At 41.2% G+C, this 16,210-nt stretch carries 19 protein-coding genes; 7 read left to right on the forward strand and 12 right to left on the reverse strand.

Annotation, left to right across the window (positions count from 1 at the left end; genetic code table 11):
* Nucleotides 1–12: 12 nt before the first annotated feature.
* Nucleotides 13–459, forward strand: coding sequence for a nuclear transport factor 2 family protein (locus B8983_RS09880; protein WP_084284032.1), 447 nt, complete (start codon nucleotides 13–15; stop codon nucleotides 457–459).
* 62 nt (nucleotides 460–521) lie between these two features.
* On the opposite strand, the gene B8983_RS09885 is transcribed toward B8983_RS09880, so the two are convergent.
* Genes B8983_RS09885 through argS form a run of 3 tightly spaced genes read right to left on the reverse strand, consistent with a single transcriptional unit; the run spans nucleotide 522 to nucleotide 3,617 of the window.
* A complete protein-coding gene (locus B8983_RS09885; protein WP_084284034.1) occupies nucleotides 522–1,220 on the reverse strand; it encodes a thiol:disulfide interchange protein DsbA/DsbL in 699 nt (232 codons plus the stop codon).
* Complete coding sequence (locus B8983_RS09890) at nucleotides 1,217–1,801, reverse strand: SPOR domain-containing protein (RefSeq protein WP_159460881.1); 585 nt, start codon at nucleotides 1,799–1,801, stop codon at nucleotides 1,217–1,219. Before B8983_RS09890 ends, B8983_RS09885 begins: the two co-directional genes overlap by 4 nt.
* Before the next feature lie 49 nt (nucleotides 1,802–1,850).
* The gene (argS, locus tag B8983_RS09895; protein WP_084284038.1) at nucleotides 1,851–3,617 is read right to left on the reverse strand and encodes an arginine--tRNA ligase; all 1,767 of its coding nucleotides are present in this window, start codon (nucleotides 3,615–3,617) and stop codon (nucleotides 1,851–1,853) included.
* On the opposite strand from argS, the gene B8983_RS09900 reads away from it, so the two are divergent.
* Nucleotides 3,616–3,951 (forward strand): DUF1840 domain-containing protein, encoded by a 336-nt coding sequence (locus tag B8983_RS09900; protein WP_234987001.1) that lies wholly within the window; start codon nucleotides 3,616–3,618, stop codon nucleotides 3,949–3,951. The two genes, argS and B8983_RS09900, sit on opposite strands and share 2 nt — an antisense overlap.
* A 19-nt stretch (nucleotides 3,952–3,970) precedes the next feature.
* Here B8983_RS09900 and metH read toward each other — a convergent pair whose 3' ends face one another.
* Nucleotides 3,971–6,727, reverse strand: a complete 2,757-nt coding sequence (gene metH, locus B8983_RS09905; protein WP_084284040.1) for a methionine synthase — start codon at nucleotides 6,725–6,727, stop codon at nucleotides 3,971–3,973.
* The gene (locus B8983_RS09910) at nucleotides 6,714–7,790 is read right to left on the reverse strand and encodes a homocysteine S-methyltransferase family protein (protein WP_084284041.1); all 1,077 of its coding nucleotides are present in this window, start codon (nucleotides 7,788–7,790) and stop codon (nucleotides 6,714–6,716) included. The genes metH and B8983_RS09910 overlap by 14 nt, the downstream gene beginning before the upstream one ends.
* An 81-nt stretch (nucleotides 7,791–7,871) precedes the next feature.
* On the opposite strand from B8983_RS09910, the gene B8983_RS09915 reads away from it, so the two are divergent.
* Nucleotides 7,872–8,432, forward strand: coding sequence for a PhaM family polyhydroxyalkanoate granule multifunctional regulatory protein (locus B8983_RS09915; RefSeq protein ID WP_084284043.1), 561 nt, complete (start codon nucleotides 7,872–7,874; stop codon nucleotides 8,430–8,432).
* Here B8983_RS09915 and B8983_RS09920 read toward each other — a convergent pair.
* The gene (locus tag B8983_RS09920; protein WP_084284045.1) at nucleotides 8,389–9,450 is read right to left on the reverse strand and encodes an MBL fold metallo-hydrolase; all 1,062 of its coding nucleotides are present in this window, start codon (nucleotides 9,448–9,450) and stop codon (nucleotides 8,389–8,391) included. The genes B8983_RS09915 and B8983_RS09920 overlap by 44 nt on opposite strands.
* Before the next feature lie 40 nt (nucleotides 9,451–9,490).
* On the opposite strand from B8983_RS09920, the gene B8983_RS09925 reads away from it, so the two are divergent.
* The 3 genes from B8983_RS09925 to B8983_RS09935 are packed head-to-tail and all read left to right on the forward strand — an operon-like array spanning nucleotide 9,491 to nucleotide 11,464.
* Nucleotides 9,491–9,871, forward strand: coding sequence for an isocitrate dehydrogenase kinase/phosphatase AceK regulatory subunit (locus tag B8983_RS09925; protein ID WP_084284050.1), 381 nt, complete (start codon nucleotides 9,491–9,493; stop codon nucleotides 9,869–9,871).
* Entirely contained in the window at nucleotides 9,868–10,548 is a 681-nt protein-coding gene (gene can, locus B8983_RS09930) for a carbonate dehydratase (RefSeq protein WP_084284052.1), read from the forward strand. Before B8983_RS09925 ends, can begins: the two co-directional genes overlap by 4 nt.
* Before the next feature lie 4 nt (nucleotides 10,549–10,552).
* Complete coding sequence (locus B8983_RS09935) at nucleotides 10,553–11,464, forward strand: MBL fold metallo-hydrolase (protein ID WP_159460882.1); 912 nt, start codon at nucleotides 10,553–10,555, stop codon at nucleotides 11,462–11,464.
* Here B8983_RS09935 and B8983_RS09940 read toward each other — a convergent pair.
* Genes B8983_RS09940 through B8983_RS09950 form a run of 3 tightly spaced genes read right to left on the reverse strand, consistent with a single transcriptional unit; the run spans nucleotide 11,461 to nucleotide 12,755 of the window.
* The gene (locus B8983_RS09940) at nucleotides 11,461–11,760 is read right to left on the reverse strand and encodes a hypothetical protein (RefSeq protein ID WP_084284058.1); all 300 of its coding nucleotides are present in this window, start codon (nucleotides 11,758–11,760) and stop codon (nucleotides 11,461–11,463) included. The genes B8983_RS09935 and B8983_RS09940 overlap by 4 nt on opposite strands.
* Nucleotides 11,750–12,295 (reverse strand): RNA polymerase sigma factor, encoded by a 546-nt coding sequence (locus B8983_RS09945; RefSeq protein ID WP_159460883.1) that lies wholly within the window; start codon nucleotides 12,293–12,295, stop codon nucleotides 11,750–11,752. Before B8983_RS09945 ends, B8983_RS09940 begins: the two co-directional genes overlap by 11 nt.
* A 16-nt stretch (nucleotides 12,296–12,311) precedes the next feature.
* Nucleotides 12,312–12,755: a DUF3106 domain-containing protein gene (locus tag B8983_RS09950; protein WP_084284069.1), complete on the reverse strand. Its 444-nt coding sequence runs from the start codon at nucleotides 12,753–12,755 to the stop codon at nucleotides 12,312–12,314.
* Nucleotides 12,756–12,872: 117 nt separating this feature from the next.
* Between B8983_RS09950 and B8983_RS09955 the strand changes: the two genes are divergently transcribed.
* The gene (locus B8983_RS09955; RefSeq protein WP_084284074.1) at nucleotides 12,873–13,607 is read left to right on the forward strand and encodes a pseudouridine synthase; all 735 of its coding nucleotides are present in this window, start codon (nucleotides 12,873–12,875) and stop codon (nucleotides 13,605–13,607) included.
* Here B8983_RS09955 and B8983_RS09960 read toward each other — a convergent pair.
* The 3 genes from B8983_RS09960 to B8983_RS09970 all read right to left on the reverse strand — a co-directional run bounded on the left by B8983_RS09960 (nucleotide 13,604) and on the right by B8983_RS09970 (nucleotide 16,170).
* Nucleotides 13,604–14,083 carry an arsenate reductase ArsC gene (locus tag B8983_RS09960; protein ID WP_084284076.1) on the reverse strand — a complete coding sequence of 160 codons (480 nt, stop codon included), beginning with the start codon at nucleotides 14,081–14,083 and terminating at the stop codon, nucleotides 13,604–13,606. The two genes, B8983_RS09955 and B8983_RS09960, sit on opposite strands and share 4 nt — an antisense overlap.
* Nucleotides 14,084–14,296: 213 nt before the next feature.
* Complete coding sequence (locus B8983_RS09965; protein ID WP_159460884.1) at nucleotides 14,297–14,995, reverse strand: DUF3293 domain-containing protein; 699 nt, start codon at nucleotides 14,993–14,995, stop codon at nucleotides 14,297–14,299.
* 125 nt (nucleotides 14,996–15,120) lie between these two features.
* The gene (locus B8983_RS09970) at nucleotides 15,121–16,170 is read right to left on the reverse strand and encodes an ATP-binding protein (protein ID WP_234987002.1); all 1,050 of its coding nucleotides are present in this window, start codon (nucleotides 16,168–16,170) and stop codon (nucleotides 15,121–15,123) included.
* Nucleotides 16,171–16,210: the final 40 nt, after the last annotated feature.

Raw genomic sequence — 16,210 nt, forward strand, 5'->3', positions numbered from 1 at the left:
AGGCATCGCTCTATGGAAAACTCGTTCAAGATTGACGCATTAAGAGGTGCTATCGAAACTCTCCAATTAAAATACGAAACTATTTCAATTGCAACAATCGATGAACTCGTCGCGCTTTACGCCATGGATGCATCTTTTAAAGATCCATTTAATCGAGTGGTTGGTAGGGATGAAATCAAAAAGATTTTTATCAAGATGTTTGAGCAAGTTGATTACCCCCGATTTATTGTGCGGCAAGCACTACAAAAAGATCATTCAGCTTGTTTGCTTTGGGAGTTTCACTTTCAATTTAAGCGCTGGGATACTACGAAGAAATGCGTGACTGGGGTAAGTTGGCTACAGTTTAACGAAGACTGTTTAGTCTCTTCCCACACGGATTATTGGGACCCTGCGGAGGGTATTTATGAACATTTACCTCTCATTGGATCTCTAATGAAGGGCCTTAAAAAGTTAGCCTAATTTGTATACAAAAATTTGGAGTCTATTTAGGCTCCAAATCTAGTCCGTAAATTTTCTAAAAACTACATCTTGCCGCTTCTACTTTGCTCAACTAAAAAGTCTAGCGTTTCGATAGCTCTTTGTTTTGTACCAGCGATTGATGGGGAAGTCATATATTTGCCCTGTACTGCAATCGTTGGCACTCCATCTACACGATAGGATTGTGAAACCGTATTAGCTGTCTTTGCTTTTGTAATCACCGTAAAAGATTTGTAAGCCGTCATGAAAGCTTTTTGATCTAGTCCTTGCGCCGCAACCCAATTCGAAATTTCCTCTTCTTTTAACAAAGATTTCCGCTCTGTGTGAATGGCTTGGAATACTTTCGGCGTGAACTCTGCTTCTTTACCCATGGACTCTAAAGCATAGAATATTTGGCTATGGGCTAAGAAATCATCACGAAATGCTACTGGCACTTTCTTTAGTACAACATCCTTTTTTTGCCTTTTGGACCAAGCCAATAACTCTGGCTCTAAATCGTTACAGTGCGGACAACCGTACCAAAAAAATTCAACCACTTCGATTTTTCCTTTAGACTCCGTTGGCTGGGGCGATACTAACTTTCGGTAATCAAGCCCCTCCACAAAGCTACTAGCTTGAGTAGTTGGTGCTGGTGCTGGTGTGACAACTGATTTAGCACCAGGTGGAAGTAATTGCGCACTTACAATAGAGCCTATTAATAATAAGGATAAGCCCAAAGAATTTTTAAAAAATTGTCTTTTCATGATTTTTTTGCCTTAATGACGGTATAAGAGATTCCTATGTTCTCTAACGCTGTTTTGGAGGTTTGAACTTCGCTTTCGGTAGTAAAAGGACCTAGTCTGAGACGCCAAATTGTTTGGCCATCATTTCTACCCTCAATTAATTTTGTTTGAACGCCCTGTAAAGCAAAAGAAGCTTTCTCACTTTCGGCCGTACTTTTATCTCCATAAGCACCCAGTTGAACCCAGTAGATCGTATCTGATTTCGAACTCTCCGTTGTTGCAACATTTGCTGGTGGAGCAATTGCTGGGGTGGTATCTTGACTGCTTTTCACAACCGATGCTACAGGGTCATTATTGGCCTCATCGTTCGATTTATTTTTTCTAAGGGGTTGATTCACATCAGGCACTTGACCAGGATCTACGGAGTTAGATAGCTTGGGAACTAGTCCCATTTCGGATGACCGACTAGTCGCCTTATCTTCTGGGGAGTTTTTTGAGATGACATAAGCCACACCCAAAGCAATGCCAAGGCCAAGAATAAGGCCAATCACAATACCAATAAAAGTATTTCCGCCTTGATTAATGAATAATTTTTGATTCATATTAATGTCCATTTTATCCATCATAACCCCTAAAATTTACACCTGCAATTTACATTTTTTCAGGTGCATTAACCCCTAATATTCCTAGGCCATTTGCTAGCACTTGTTTTGTCGCTAAGAGTAACGCTAACCGAGCATTTTTTAGCTCTTCATCGTCTACCAAGACTCTGTCGGAGTTATAAAAAGAATGAAAATCGGCCGCTAAATCTCTTAGGTAAAAGGCCACGCTATGGGGTGTCAAGTCGTTGGCAGCATCAGACAACATTTGTGGATACTGACTTAACCTTCTCATCAAATCATCAGCCGCCTTACTTGCTAATTTTTCCAAAGCAACCGTCTTTAAACTGGATTCATCTCCAGCCCATTGACGCAAAATCGAACAAATTCTTGCATGAGCATATTGCACATAAAAGATTGGATTTTCATCATTTTGTTGCAAAGCTAGGTCGATATCAAAGACAAACTCCGTATCCGCCTTCCGAGAAATCAAGAAAAAGCGAACAGCATCTTTACCCTTTTCTAAGGCAGCGATTCGATCGGACTCTGATAAATCCTCATTAACCCCACCAGACCACTCAATTAGATCTCGAACCGTGACATAAGAACCAGCTCTTTTGGAAATCTTGACCTCTTCACCATTTTTTAAAACAGTGACCATTTTATGAAGGATGTACTGAGGGTAGTCTTTCGGGACTGCCCATGATCTCTTCGCTGCGACTCCTTGTATTCCTGATCGAACCCGAGCGATAGTGCCATGATGATCACTTCCTTGAATATTAATAACTGCGTGGTATCCACGCGCCCACTTACTGGCATGATAGGCAACATCAGGTACAAAATACGTAAAGGTACCATCGGTTTTTTTCATGACTCGGTCTTTATCATCTCCATCTTCAGTTGTTCTTAACCAAAGAGCGCCTTCCAGTTCATAGGTCTTCCCAAGTTCTGTCAGATCAGAAACAATCTTTTCGACACTGCCATCAGAATAAAGGGAGGATTCCAAATAGTATTCATCAAAATGGACGCCAAGGGCTCTCAAGTCAATATCTTGCTCTTGTCTTAAATAGGCTACTGCGAAGCGTTTAATATTTTCTAAATTTTGGGGATCTTTGGAGGCGACAACAGGAGCCAAGTCAGCAGCTGAAATCGTCTGTCCTGCCAAGTAAGCATTCGCAATATCCTTAATGTACATTCCGTTGTATGCGTTTTCTGGCCATCCTTCCATACCTGGTTCTAGACCATTGATTCTGGCTTGCGTAGAGATTGCTAAATTCTGAATCTGGACACCAGCATCGTTGTAATAAAACTCTCGATGTACTTTTCTACCTTGCGTCTGTATGACGCTTGCCAAAATATCACCGAGCGCCGCTTGTCGACCATGTCCCACATGCAATGGGCCGGTTGGATTGGCGGAAACAAATTCAATCAATACAGGGGGCTCTTCCTGCGGTGGCAAAATACCAAAAGATTGCCCCTGACTCAAAATTTGTTGGACAACGGATTGCTTGACGACATTACTCAAGCGAATATTAATAAAGCCTGGCCCGGCAATTTCTAGGCTACTAATTGTTTCTTTTTGTGGATCAAGCTGTTCAATTTCTTGGACCAATTGACTTGCTAAATCTTTAGGATTCATTTTCCAAGACTTGGCGATTTGCATGGCGATATTGGTCGCAACATCACCATGTTCGGCGACTTTTGGCCTTTCCAGTCTTGCAACTGGTAGATTATCTTGATTTAATTGCTGTTTTTGAGCAACTTGCATTAATCCGTCGTGAATTAAGCGTTCTAAATGTTTTTGAGTTTGTACAAGCATGACAAAAATGGATTCCGTAGTGTATGCTAAAAAAATGCTATATAAATTTCAATCTAAAAATTCTGCAAATTGCCTCATGTTAGAAGATCTTACTAAGAAGATTTTTCTGACAATCGGCAAAAAACTAGAACCTACCGGTATTTTAACGGTTGATACCTTACCAACCTTGATTCGAACGCTAGAGTCTGCCATCGAACAAGATGTCATTGCTCGCTCAACCATGTCAAGAGAAGAACTGGCAAGCTCTGACCGACTTGGCCAGAGAGCTTTTCCTTTCTTGACACTTCTCAAATCTGCTCACAAATACCAAGAGCCTATCGTTTGGGGTGTTTAAGCCCGTAACGAAAGATTTTTTAATTTGAGTCAAAGTTGCTAGAAACTGCCCTAATCGTATCATCTACAGTACGCTGTGAACGATTCGCTAAATGATTGACTTGATCTAAACCAATCTGTCCAACATTAAAGTACTGCGCTTCTGGATTCGCCAAATAAAAACCTGACACACTTGAAGCAGGATTCATTGCAAGAGACTCCGTCAACTCCATGCCAATTTCATCTGCTTGAAGTACTTCAAACATTGCTAATTTAACACTGTGTTCTGGACAAGCTGGATAACCAGGGGCTGGACGAATGCCAATGTATTTCTCATCAATCATCTCCTCATTACTCAAGGACTCATTGGCAACATATCCCCACAAGTCAGTTCGAACACGATAATGCATGTATTCAGCAAACGCCTCTGCCAATCGATCCGCAAGTGCTTTCAGTAAGATCGCATTGTAATCATCATGCTGACGTATAAACTCATCAACCTTAGCTTCTACGCCATGACCGGTGGTAACAGCGAACATCCCTACGTAATCTTTTTTACCGCTTTGTATCGGAGCCACATAGTCAGCCAAACATCGATTTGGGCGCTTCACACCCTCAACGACTGGTCGATCCGTTTGCTGTCTTAATTGGTGCCATGTCAGAATTTTTTCAGTTCTTGACTCGTCGCTAAATAATAAAATATCCTCCCCGTCACTTGCTGCGGGATAAAAAGCTACGACAGCATTTGCAGTCAACCAGCGCCCTTGAATCAAACGCTCTAACATCTTTTGGCCATCTGCAAATACTTTAGTGGCAGACTCGCCGACAATTTCATCTTCTAAAATCTTAGGGAACTTACCCGCTAAATCCCAAGTTTGGAAGAACGGACTCCAATCAATAAATTTAGCAATTTCATTTAAGTCAAAATTCTTAAATACGCGACGCCCAATAAATTTAGGAGCGGAAATTGCAAAATGATCCCAATCTAATTTCTCAGCATTTTGTGCCGCAGCTTCAAACGTAATTAAAGGAGTAGCTTTTCTGCTGGCGTGTAATTGACGAGTTTTCTCATAGTCATCTTTGATCGTTTGCAAGTATTGTTTGGCAGACTCATCTGACAACAAACTTGAAGCAACTGAAACAGATCTTGAAGCATCTGGCACATAAATTACTGGCCCATCATAATGAGGTGCAATCTTCACTGCAGTATGGACTTTAGAAGTAGTAGCGCCACCAATCATCAAAGGAATATTTCTAGATCTAAAATAATCGTCCTTTTGCATTTCTTGCGCAACATAAGTCATTTCTTCTAAAGAAGGCGTAATCAAGCCAGATAAGCCAATGATGTCCGCATTTTCTTCCTTAGCTTTTTGCAAAATTTGATTACACGGCACCATCACACCCATGTTGACAACATCAAAGTTATTACATTGCAACACAACTGTTACGATATTTTTACCAATATCATGGACGTCACCTTTTACAGTAGCCATGATAATTTTTCCCTTCGACCTGACATCACGTCCAGCCGCTTCATACTGACGCTTTTCTTCTTCAATATATGGAATCAGATGAGCTACCGCTTGCTTCATAACCCTCGCACTTTTAACCACTTGGGGTAAAAACATTTTTCCAGCACCAAATAACTCACCAACCACATTCATGCCATCCATGAGTGGTCCTTCAATCACCTCAATCGGACGACCACCAGCGCGTTCAATTTCAGAACGAATTTCTTCTGTGTCCTCAACAATAAAGTCGGTAATCCCTTGTACAAGAGCGTGTGAGAGTCTAGCTCGCACTGGTTCTTCACGCCAAGCCAAAGTTTGTAATTGTTTAGTGCCGCCACCTTTGTAGTTATCGGCAATTTCTAGCAACCGTTCGGTAGTCGTCTTGCCATCTTTTTCTTTGAATCGATTCAGAACCACATCTTCAACGCGCTCACGTAATTCAGGGTCTAAATCAGCATACACACCAAGCTGACCGGCATTAACAATGCCCATATCCATACCCGCCTCGATGGCATGGTACAAGAAAACTGTGTGAATCGCTTCTCGCACATGGTCATTGCCGCGGAAAGAGAAACTAACGTTAGAGACGCCACCGCTGACCTTAGCACCAGGTAAATTTTCCTTAATCCAACGAGTCGCATTAATGAAATCGACCGCGTAGTTATCATGCTCTTCAATCCCAGTAGCAATCGCAAAAATATTGGGGTCAAAAATAATATCTTCGGCAGCAAAACCAATTTCATTGACTAAGAAATCATAGGATCTCTTGCAAATTTCAATTTTTCTTTCATAGGTATCTGCTTGACCTTGCTCATCAAAAGCCATCACTACTGCAGCAGCACCATAACGCTTAATTTTTTTAGCTTGCAAGGCAAAAGGCTCAACACCCTCTTTTAGAGAAATGGAGTTAACAATTGCTTTTCCTTGCACGCAACGAAGGCCTGCTTCAATGACTTCCCATTTTGAAGAGTCAATCATCATGGGTACTCTAGCAATATCTGGTTCAGAAGCTATCAGATTTAAAAAGCGCACCATGGCAGCCTTTGAATCCAACATCGCCTCATCCATGTTGATATCAATGATTTGTGCACCATTCTCCACTTGTTGCCGAGCAACCTTTAAAGCGTCATCGAACATGTTGTTAAGAATTAGACGTGCAAATGCCTTAGAACCCGTCACATTGGTGCGCTCACCAATGTTAACGAATCGAATATGGGACTCAAGATTAAATGCTTCTAAGCCTGAGAGTCGAAGTGGCGGTAGGTTATTATTTTTACTCACTGGCATTTGACCTATAAGAATTCCAAATATCTGATACTTTTCGAGGTGAATAGTTTGCAACTTTTTTAGCAATGGCGGCAATATGCTCTGGCGTAGTTCCACAACAACCACCAACCAAATTGACGAGACCATCTTTTGAAAAATCTTCAATTAATCTTGAAGTAATTTCTGGGGTTTCATCAAAGCCTGTATCACTCATTGGATTCGGTAATCCGGCATTTGGGTAACATGAAATTGCTACATCACAAATCTTCGCTAACTCAGCAATATAAGGCTTCATTAGGGTTGCACCCAAAGCACAATTTAAGCCAAAAGTGAGCGGTTTAGCGTGACGCAAACTATTCCAGAAAGCCGATACAGTTTGACCTGACAAAATTCTGCCTGACGCATCCGTTACCGTCCCAGAAATCATAATTGGTAAACGCTCACCAGAGTTCTCGAAGTATTCATCAATCGCATAAAGTGCAGCTTTTGCATTGAGCGTATCAAAGACAGTTTCCACTAAAAGGACGTCAATACCCCCTTCGACCAATGCTTCTACTTGCTCGTAATATGCTTTTCTTAGTGTTTCAAAATTCACATTTCGAGCACCAGGGTCATTTACATCCGGAGAGATACTGGCTGTTTTTGGTGTTGGGCCAAGGGCTCCAGCAACAAATCGTGGTTTGTCTGGTGTTGAATACTCATCGCACGCCTGTCTAGCTAATTTTGCTGAGGCAAGATTCATCTCCCGAGCCAAGTCAGCCAAATGGTAATCCTCTTGGGCGACTGTAGTTGCACCAAAAGTATTCGTTTCAATAATATCGGCACCCGCAGCGAGATACTTTTGGTGAATCTCCAAAATGACTTCAGGTTTTGTAATAGAAAGTAACTCGTTATTCCCTTTTAAATCAATAGGATGATTATCAAAGCGATGAGATCCGCCACGAAAATCTTCCTCTTGTAATTTATATTGTTGAATCATCGTGCCCATTGCACCATCCAAAATCAAAATGCGTTGGCTAAGCAATTCTGGCAAAAGCTGACCTTTTGTGTATTGAATCAATTGGTTTGACGGTTGAGGAGACATAGATGATTCTAAAAAAAGATTGATTTAGTTACTGAAGTCTTATATTTTACAATTAGATAACAATCTTTAGTGGAGCTCAAAATGTTTAATCCAATGCCGGACTTTCAACAAAGCGTAGAAATGATGAAAAATATGTGGTCAAACGCTTCTACAGCTAGTAAAGAGAACGGGATGCCGAATTTTGGTATTCCTGGTATGTCCTCTTTAAACCCATTTGGAATTCCCACACTCGATATCGAGGAGTTAGATAAACGAATTAAAGATTTAAAGAGTGTGGAAGCTTGGCTCACCTTAAATTTAAATGTTTTACAAACTACTGTTCAAGGTCTCGAAGTGCAAAGAGCGACCCTGTCTACATTACAAGGGATTGCCGAGACAATGAAGAATAGCTCCTCAGCGGAGACGACTGATCAAACCACAGCGAAGGCAGCTGAAGGTTTTGCTCAGGCAACCGAATTTGCTGGTGCCGGAGGAAAACTCGCTCAAGAATTGATGGAACAAATGTCCAAGTCGGCCGCAACCATGATGCAAGGTTTTGCACAGGCAGCTCCTTCGGCAAAAAAAACTACCGCAAAACCAAGAGCACGCAAGACGGCGGCTAAACCTTCTGCGAAAACCGCCAGATCCCCTCGGAGTCGCTAATTCGATTTAATTTGCCTCGCCTCATCAAGTAATTGAGGTGGGCAATGGTTTCTCCCATTGCAAAAGTTAACTGATGAATATCTAACTCTCTTTTAAATAGAATCGGGATGATTTCTTTAGCAGTCGCTGGTTTTTCGCAGGCATTGAATGTCTCGGCCAGACGGTCATCATGATGTTTGACCAGTTCATCAATTCTAAAATGCATGCCTTGAAAGGGTTTGCCATGTGAAGGTAACAACAAGGTCGCTGGATCTAGGGGTAGATATTTTTTTAAAGAATCTAAAAATAAGCCCAATGGGTCAGCATCTGGCTCGACATCATGCACGCTAACATTGGTTGAAATACGAGGCAACAGCATATCTCCGGTAATCATGATCTTACTATCCTCGCAAACGAGTGACATATGCTCTGGTGAGTGGCCAAAGCCACTAATTGCTCGCCAAGTACGGTTGCCGATGGTTATCAAATCTTGATCCTGAATCCGGTGAAATCTCTGTGGCACTGCTGGCACAAGATTACTGTAATAATCAGAACGTGCTCTAACCTTTGCCAAATCCTCTTCATTGGTGAGTCCGTGCCTTGCAAAATGATCTGCTGAACCTCCGCCACCTGAGACCGACCCAATCGCAGCTCCCCCCTCTTTGGAGCTCAACCATCTTGCCATTAAAAAATCGGTCATGGACATCCATAAAGGCGCTTTATAGCGCTCACAAATCCAATGCGCCAATCCCACATGGTCAGGGTGCATGTGGGTGACGAGTACCCGAATAATTGGTAAACCCTGCAAATGATTGGCAAAAATTTGCTCCCAAGCATCTTTTGTTTCCTGAGAGGTAATTCCGCAATCCACCACAGTCCAACCTTCAACGCCATTTAAACAATCTCGTAATAACCACAAATTAATATGGTTTAAAGCAAATGGTAGTTTCATTCGTAACCAAAAAACTCCGTCAGCAACGGCCTGTACTTGGCCTGGAAGGGGCATATTATCTTCAAATGGGTAGTGAATTGGGGTCATATTTTGTCTTTAATAGTTGGTTTTACATTAAGATATTTGTATGTCTAAATTTCCTAAATTTTTATCTGTGCAATTTGTCTCTGATATGTCTGAGCTTATTTTAGATGGATTTAATCGCCATGATCGAATATTTCGAGAAGCCAACTTAGATGCAATGCAGTCTTTCGAGTCACAAAACCGAGTTGGTATTCATGAGCATATCAAAGGTCGAATTGAGTATTCTGATGACAGAGATGATGACAGAGTTAAGGGGCGTATTGTTTCTTTGGCAGATAAGTGTGGCACCTTCCACTTCGATTCAGAAATTTGGCAGCAAGTAAAATTACCCAAAGGGGTTACCCCCAGTTTATTTAGTTACCCACAGCACTTAAGATTTATTAACAAGCAAACAACATTATCAAACGAAAGGATCTCGGAATGACCAACATAACCTCTGAAAATCCTCATCACCTCACGGAGCTATTTAAAAATAACCAAGAATGGGTGCAAAAAAACATCACCGAAGACCCGGACTTTTTTCAACGATTAGCAAATCAACAATCTCCAGAATATTTATGGATTGGTTGTTCTGATTCTCGAGTACCTGCCAATCAGGTCATTGGTCTTGCTCCAGGTGAAATTTTTGTCCATCGCAATATCGCCAATGTGATTGCACATACAGATCTGAATGCCCTTTCAGTCATTCAATTTGCGATTGATTTATTAAAGGTCAAACATATCATTGTGGTTGGTCACTATGGTTGTTCGGGCGTTCGAGCCGCAATGGAAAATATTCGTGTTGGCCTTGCTGATAATTGGATTCGCCATGTCAAAGACGTGGAAGACAAACATGGTCAATACTTGGGTAAAGTACTGGATCGTCAAGAAAAATTAGACTACCTCTGTGAATTAAATGTGGTTGAACAAGTAAGCAATGTTTGCCAATCCACGATTGTGCAAGATGCTTGGCAACGAGGACAACCCTTAACGGTACATGGCTGGATTTATGGTTTACATGATGGCTATGCCCGTGATTTAGGAATGAGCATCCAAAATATTGCTGAGTTAGAAAGCCGGTACCGCTCCGTAATTTCTAAATTCCAAAATATCGTTGGCTAACGCATTGCCTCTTCCATCTAATTTGCAAGTGATTGAGCGAGGTTGGCTCTCAGCCAATCAAGTGTATCTGTGGTCTGATAATTTTTTAGATGTGATTGATAGCGGCTTTTGTACGCATCAATCACAAACTATTGAATTATTAAATCTAAAGATGCAAGTACTCACGGACAGGACTCCTAGGTTCTTAATTAATACGCACTTACACTCTGATCATTGCGGGGGTAATGCGGCATTAATCAATGATTTTAATTTTAAATTGTTAGTCCCTAGTGCCGAATTTGATGCGGTACAAGATTGGAATGAACCATTACTCGGCTTCTCGGAGCTCGGGCAACCTTGCCCAGTTTTTAGTGCGTTTGGTACTTATCAACCCAATACAGTGATCACACTTGGCAACCTAGATTGGGAAATTCATCAAGCGCCTGGCCATGAAGATCAAGCTCAATTATTGTTTAATCCTGAATATAAAATTCTAATTTCCGGTGATGCACTTTGGGAAAAGGGATTTGGTGCATTGTTTCCAAACAATGAAGGTGTCCCAAATATTGACGGGGCTTTTGCGACCCTCGAATTGATTGCTGAGATTGAACCAAACATTGTAATTCCTGGACATGGCAGTATTTTTAATGATGTTTCGCAGGCGCTTATTTTTGCCCACGATCGCTTGGCTTATCTGCGCAAAAATCCCGATCGTAACTTGATCCACGTGGTCAATGTACTACTAAAGTTTAAGTTACTGGAATGGCAACAATGCAGCCAAGAGATAGCATTAGACTGGTTCAAAAATACGCCAATGCTGCAAAAAATTGCTGAGCTCCTCAATCAACCAATCCATGATTTGTTTCAACAATCACTCAATGCCTTAGTCAAATCTAATGCAATTAAGATTCGTATGCAAACCTTATTCAATGCCTAAAGGGTCGATAGGGTTAACTCAGTCATCGGATTGAGCTTTGCTAGTTCATCGTCAATGTGATCAGTTTGTTGATGATGCGTCAGAATAAGAGCAGTAGTAGCAATCATGAATGCGATGACTAAATACTGCCAATTGCTTTGGTTTTTTTGGATAAGGGTGTTATGCGTTGTGCTAAAAAAATGGTCATTCTCAACTGACAATAAATCTAACTGATTGAGCATCTTCATTTTGAATTCTTGATTCGCATTTGGTGCAGGCTCACTCAGAAGCAGTTTTTTTAATTGTTCATCTTGCATGATTTTTACTCTCAAAATATTTTTTCAAATTTGCTTTTGCTCTAAACAACAATTGGTCTACTGCATTTTTATTCATCTCTAATTGCTCACCAATTTCTTCAGCGGTGTTGTCGTAATAGGCCCACAGGACTATCGCTAAGCGCTGCTTGGGTGGCAATCTATGGATAGCTGATTTCAGCTCACCCGCATCTTCAGAGTAATTAGCATCAGAAATTTCTTCACTAATTTCATCCAGGTCATCAAGATTCCAGTGATTTTTATTTTTCTTAAGTGCATTAAAACACTCTCTTTGAACAATCGTATAAAAGTATGTTTTTAATTTTGCCTCGCCCTTAAAGTGCTCGTGATTTTTCCACAATTTAAAGAAGGCACTCTGTACGACATCTTCTGCATCTTGATTTGTACCCATGATGCGCCATGCCAACCTAATTGCATCATCTGATAAAAGTAAGACAATCTCTGCTGTCGCTATAGAGCTACCCCCAACGGCGGCAGTAAGTAACTCCTGATCGTTATTCCATTGCTTGGTTTTCAATAGCAATCTTTCTTAATTATTTAGATAGCTCATTATTCCAACCTTCCCGCTCCTTCGGAGGAAATTTTTCAAGCAAACGATGCCTTTCTTGTTTCATTTCCTCTCTTTGCTCTGGTGAAAGTGATTTTAAATATTCATGACGCTCCTTTTTCCTTTGCTCTCTTTGTTCAGGCGTTAAGGCTTTCCATTGTTCTTTCATCTTTTCATGCATTGCACGTCTCTCATCGGGAGATAAGGATTGCATTTTTAAACGCAATTTTTGATGAAACTCTTTACGTTCTTCTGGCGTTGCTTGTTTCATTAATTCATGTAATTCCTTAGCGCGAGCCTGCCTTTGTTCAATCGGCATATTCGCAACTTCCCTCGGATCCAATGGCTCGGGTAGTGCCGCTAGCGCAAAACCGCTGATAGAGAAAGTCATCGCCGTAATTTGTAATAATCTATAAATACTTTGCTTCATTTTAAAAAGCTCCTTTAGTTGATTTATTCTTTTGACAATTTAAAGATTCAATTACTTACGGTAGATTTATTAGTTAAATCTATTACAGATTAAAATATCCTTTTAGGTTCAATCTATATGGCGACTTCCATTAAAAAAATCCCCCTCGATAAAATTTTGTTTAGCCAAGGCTTTGGCACCCGCCGCCATTGTAATAATTTAGTTTTTGCTGACATGGTCAAGGTGAATGGTGTTTTAGTGGAAGACCCTCAAGAGCTTTTTAGCCCCATCAATTTATTACTCACGATTGAAGGACAAGATTGGGAGTTTCATGAGAAAGCTTACATTGTTTTTAATAAACCGACTGGCTATGAATGTTCGCATAAGACAAAACATCATCCGAGTATCTATGGACTTTTACCTGCCCCGTTAATTGAGCGTGGGGTCCAATGTGTGGGTCGCTTAGATCAAGATACAACGGGCCTTTTATTAATCTCTGACGATGGTCAGTTTATCCATAAGATGACCTCCCCGAAGAAAAACATCGGTAAGGTCTATCAAATCACTACCGCTGAAGTAATTCAAAAAGAGCAAATTGAACGCTTACTAAATGGTGTGGTACTGGACGATGATCCCACCCCATGTAATGCCATCGCTTGTGAACAAGTGGGTGATTTCCAACTGAACATGACGATCGTTGAGGGTAGATATCATCAAGTAAAAAGAATGATGGTTGCTGCAGGCAATCATGTGGAGCAACTACATCGATTCCAAATCGGCGAGTTTGTCTTGCCAGAGGCTCTTAAAGAGGGCGAATGGCGCTGGTTGAAGCCAGATGAACTTAACCAGCTCTCTAAAAACCCGACAACTTAAACTTGAGAATGAATCGCTTTAATATTTAGTGAATCGAGCGATTCATCAGGTAAATCAGCCAATATATCAATTCTCTTTTTCAGGCCGACCATCACATCTTTATACGCTTGACGTTTCTTTTCTTCAGAACCTTCTACCAATGATGGATCTGGAAATCCCCAATGCGCGACTGCTGGATTGCCGGGCCAGTATGGGCACTCTTCTCCGGCGGCATTATCACAAACCGTAATAATGAAATCCATATGTGGTGCATCTGGTAGAGCATACTCATCCCAACTTTTACTACGTAATTTTGATAAATCATAGCCGTGTTCTTTTGCTATCTCTATTGCATACGGACTCACTGTATCACCTGGTGTTGATCCAGCAGAATATCCAGTGAATTTTCCTTTTGCTTGGGTTGAAGCTAATGCTTCCGCAATAATAGATCTACCTGAGTTATGGGTACACAAGAATAGGATGTTGTATGTCTTCATTTGCAGCTGTCTTTCAATTTTAATTAAACAGTAAGTTAGTGGAACTACTTCATCACGAAAACTTAATCAATTTTTAACTTGTGCAGTTCCTCTTGATTGCTCTACTACAAGAAATTGACGGTATTGAGCTACTAACACCTTTTAAATGGTCATTCCTATAGTAACTGCAATACTATTGCAAAATGATGACTAGTCATTGATTTGCACTTTTTTCTAGATGAATCGTTGCACACCAGCTGGAATGAGACGAAAGACTCGGTCAAGCTCAGAACCAACGCCCATTGCTGATCCGTCTGGTCTTGCTAGTGGCCATGGTTTATTTAAATCCCAAGAATCAACATTTAACCAATGCTCAAGTTCTTGGTCTGGCACACTCATTAGCCAGGCTATTTCTGTAAATGGCGTCAGCCTAGCAACTTCCTGTAAATGTGCAGGTAACTGCGAGATCCATTGATTAGCTTCACTAGAAGTAGGGATGGCTATCTGATGACATAGTCGCAAACTGACTAGTCCATCTAAATTATTAACCCAAACAAAAGCATTCTGTTTAAATTGTTGAGCCAACATTTCGGCGTTTTGTAAGCCAATACCCAAGGCAAGCACACTTGACTCAGCTAGCCACTCTCCCGAGTCATCACGCCCTTCACCTAGTAAACAATCAATATGTTGAGATTGCAACTCCTCTAATAATTTTGCCTGGGATAGTTGATTTGCGGTGCGCTCAAGTTGCTGACTATGCGGGTTGTAAGCTGTCAAAAATGCGGCGCAGTTGACATTATTTTTCTTCAATATCGTGACCAATTCTAGACTTACTTTACCTACTTTTAGGGCGATTTCACCTTCATCCCCAAACACCACATAAGAGGCTTGACGGTATGCTTTGATAAGTTGAGGGGAGATTTGGTGAATCATTGAGTTTGTCTTTTTAATCATATTTTGCCAAAAAAAATGGTTTTTCAGGTTTTAAGGTTGTTCAATCTGTTACAGCCACTTTTTTAAATGTTCTTCCACCAAATTTTAGTTCATAAGAAAGATCATCAGGTGGGCTCAAATAGACTTCGTATTGGCACAGCAAACAACTTCTCACCAAATGTAGTCGTAACTTCGCCATCGTACAAAACAACACCTCCAGCAAATCGATTTCCACTGCTTTCCTTCAGTTTTCGCAACCCATGAAAATCTCTTAGCGATACAGTGGCGGCTGCTTTCACTTCCACACCAGCTACAGATTGGCCACGACCTTCCAACACTATGTCTACTTCTACTCCATCTTTATCACGATAATAGTAAAAATTTATTGGATCATCTTGCCAACTTGCTTGACGGCGAAGTTCCTGGAATATAAAAGTTTCCAATAGTTGTCCAAGCAGGGTACGATCCTCCCATAATGTTGCGGCGTCTACCCCAAGCAAAGCGCAAGCAAGTCCTGAATCTCCTAAATGCAACTTTGGAGTTTTAATTAGCCTGCTTAAACGGTTATTGTGCCAAGGTGGCAATTCTTCGAGTAAAAATACACGCTCTAGTAAGGTTACATAATCGCGTATTGTTGGGCGACTCAGCTGAAAAGGAGATCCCAGCTCGCTAACATTAAGCATCCTGGCCGTCTGCCCAGCAGCTAGAGATAGCAAACGTGGTAGCACATCTAGCGAACTAATTCGTGCAATATCTCTTACATCACGTTGTATCATTGTTTCAATGTATTTACGATACCAAGTTGCACGTCTAAGTGATGAAGATCTAGCAAGAGCGGCGGGATAGCCGCCAGCCACAATCCGCTCGATAAGTTCCTTACCCAATCTTGCCTGCTGCTTCATCTTAAAACCATCCCCAAATAACTCATTAAGAAAGTTTGATTTTATTGCTCCCAGCTCACACTGCGAAAGTGGGTGAAGGCGTAAAATTTCCATACGACCGGCCAAAGAATCTGCCAACTTTGTTACCAATAACACGTTTGCCGAACCAGTCAGAATGAATCGTCCTGGTCGCCGATCACGGTCAACCACCAATTTAAGCGAAGTAAACAACTCAGGTACTCGCTGCACCTCATCCAACACCACTTTATCAGGTAACTCTGTCACAAATCCCATCGGATCTGTTTTAACTGATGCCCTTAAGACATCATCATCA

It is taken from the genome of Polynucleobacter kasalickyi (assembly GCF_900176405.1).
GTDB lineage: Bacteria > Pseudomonadota > Gammaproteobacteria > Burkholderiales > Burkholderiaceae > Polynucleobacter > Polynucleobacter kasalickyi.